The sequence below is a fragment of the Burkholderia sp. Se-20378 genome (assembly GCF_017104665.1).
Lineage (GTDB): Bacteria > Pseudomonadota > Gammaproteobacteria > Burkholderiales > Burkholderiaceae > Burkholderia > Burkholderia lata.
Genome location: NZ_JAAGPG010000882.1, coordinates 1 through 2,140, shown reverse-complemented (window position 1 = coordinate 2,140; position 2,140 = coordinate 1). Strand labels below are relative to the sequence as shown.

The 2,140-nt window shown below is 69.8% G+C and carries 3 protein-coding genes; all 3 read right to left on the bottom strand.

Annotation, left to right across the window (positions count from 1 at the left end):
- Window positions 1-644 (bottom strand): PfkB family carbohydrate kinase (locus G3N93_RS38560; protein ID WP_206135387.1); only part of this gene is annotated, 644 nt, incomplete at its 3' end.
- The gene (locus G3N93_RS38555; RefSeq protein ID WP_206135386.1) at window positions 641-1,921 is read right to left on the bottom strand and encodes an AGE family epimerase/isomerase; all 1,281 of its coding nucleotides are present in this window, start codon (window positions 1,919-1,921) and stop codon (window positions 641-643) included. The genes G3N93_RS38560 and G3N93_RS38555, both read right to left, overlap by 4 nt.
- Window positions 1,918-2,140 (bottom strand): substrate-binding domain-containing protein (locus G3N93_RS38550; protein ID WP_206135385.1); only part of this gene is annotated, 223 nt, incomplete at its 5' end. The genes G3N93_RS38550 and G3N93_RS38555, both read right to left, overlap by 4 nt.

Genomic DNA, 2,140 nt, shown 5'->3' with positions numbered 1-2,140 from the left:
ACCGCCGCGCGCGGGTTCAGCGCACGCACCGCGCCGATCGCGTCGGGGCCGTCGCCGCCGAACAGGTGCCGCAGGTCCTCGTCGGACACCTTGATCAGGTCGGCGAGCGCGGCCATCTTCTCCAGCGTCGGCCGGTATGCGGCCGTCATCAGGTTCCGGACGTTCGGGTCGAAGCTGATCTTCACGCCGCGCGCGTGCAGGTCGGCCGCGAGCGCGGCCAGCGTGCCGGCGAGCGGCTCGCGCACGAGGCTGATGCAGCCGAAGTGCGCCCATTTCACGTGGTCGGTCCAGCCGGCCGGCAGTTGCGCCGGATCGAACGCGAGGTCGGCGCTCGCTTCGCCGATGAAGAAGTACGCAGGCGGGCGGGTCTCGTGGACGATCGCGAGCAGCGGCGGCCGCGCGACGCGCTGCAGGAAGCGCAGGTCGAGCCCGGCCGCTTCGCTCGTGCGCCACAGCACGTCGGAGAAGCAGTCTTCGCCGATCGAGCCCGCGAGCGCGCTCGGCACGCCGAGCCGCGCAACCGCGCGCGCGACGTTCCAGCCGGCGCCACCCGGCACCGAGGTCCATTGCGCGTCGCCCGCCCGCACCATGTCGGTCAGGATGTCGCCCGCCGACACGAAAGCCGGAAACGTGCCGCCACTCATTGCGTCGGCTCGCTGCGCTGCGCGCGCGCGAGGGTCGCGAGCACGTCGTAGCACGCGCCCATCGTGTGATAGTCGGTCTTGCCGGCCGGGCTCTTCTCGTCGCTGTACTTGCGGTTGTCGCAGGTGAGGATGCGGTACCACGCGCCGTAGCGGTGATCGACGAAGTGCGTCCAGCTATAGCGCCAGATCTCGTCGTACCAGTCCCAGAAGCGCTCGCTGCCGGTGCGCGCGCCGAGCATCGCGGCGGCCGCGAAGGTTTCCGCCTGCACCCAGAAATACTTGTTGTGGTCGCAGATCGTGAAGTCGGGGCCGAAGCCGTAGTACAGCCCGCCGTGATCGGCGTCCCACGCGTGCGTGAGCGCCGCGTCGAACAGCTCGGCCGCGCGCGGCACAAGCCAGTCGAGCGGGCGGTGCCGCTCGAGGATCAGCAGCAGCTTCGCCCATTCGGTCTGGTGCCCGGGCTGGAAGCCCCACGGACGGAAGATGTTCGAGCTGTCTTCCTTGTTGTAGTCCCAGTCGACCGACCAGTCCGCATGGTAGTGCTCCCACACGAGCCCGCCCGACAGTGAGGCCTGGCGCTGCGTGATGTGGGACGCGAGCTTTTCCGCGCGATCGAGGTACGTGAGGTGGCCGGTCGCCTCGTACGCCGCGAGCAGCGCCTCCGTCATGTGCATGTTGGCGTTCTGGCCGCGGTACGACGACACGATCCAGTTCGGTGTCGCGTCATCCGCATAGAGGCCCGCGGCCGCATCCCAGAAGCGGTGCTCGGCGAGCTCGAAGGTGGTCGCGATCAGCGGGCGGGCCTCGTCGATGCCGGCCATCGTTGCGTGCGAGGCCGCGAGCAGCACGAACGCGAGGCCGTAGCAGTGGCGCGTGCCGTCGAGCGTCGCGCGCTTCGCGCCGTCGCGCCAGTCGAGTTCCCAGTCGTAGCCCTGCAGTTCGTCGTCCCAGTGCGCGTCGCGCAGGAAGCGCAGCCCGTGGCGCGCGTATTCCAGGTGGCGCGGATCGCCGAAATGCCGGTACGCCATCGCGTAGTTGAAGACGAACCGGCAACTGCTGACGAGGTGGCGCGACGTGCGGTTGTAGATGCTGCCGTCGTCGCGGAAGTAATGGTAGAAGCCGCCCGTCGGGTCGAACGCGTTCGTTGCGTAGAAGCGCAGCGTGTCCTCGATGTGCGACAGCAGGAACGACGGGTCGCGGAAACTCGCGACGAACGGCGCGGCTTGCGTGTGGGCGGCCGGCGCGGCCGTGCAGGGTTGGACCGGGGGCATGTTCATGATTCGGTGACCGTGGCGGTATCGAGTGCCGGGGAGCCGGCGGGCTGACTGCTGGCCCGCACGATCAGCTCGACGGGCAGGGAAATCTCGGTGCGCTCGGGCGCTTCCGCGAGCAGCAGCTCGACGCCGCGGCGGCCGAGCGCCTCCTTGTCGACCGCGAGCGTCGTGAGCGGCGGGCTCGCGTGCGCGGCGGCCGGGATGTTGTCGAAGCCGACGACA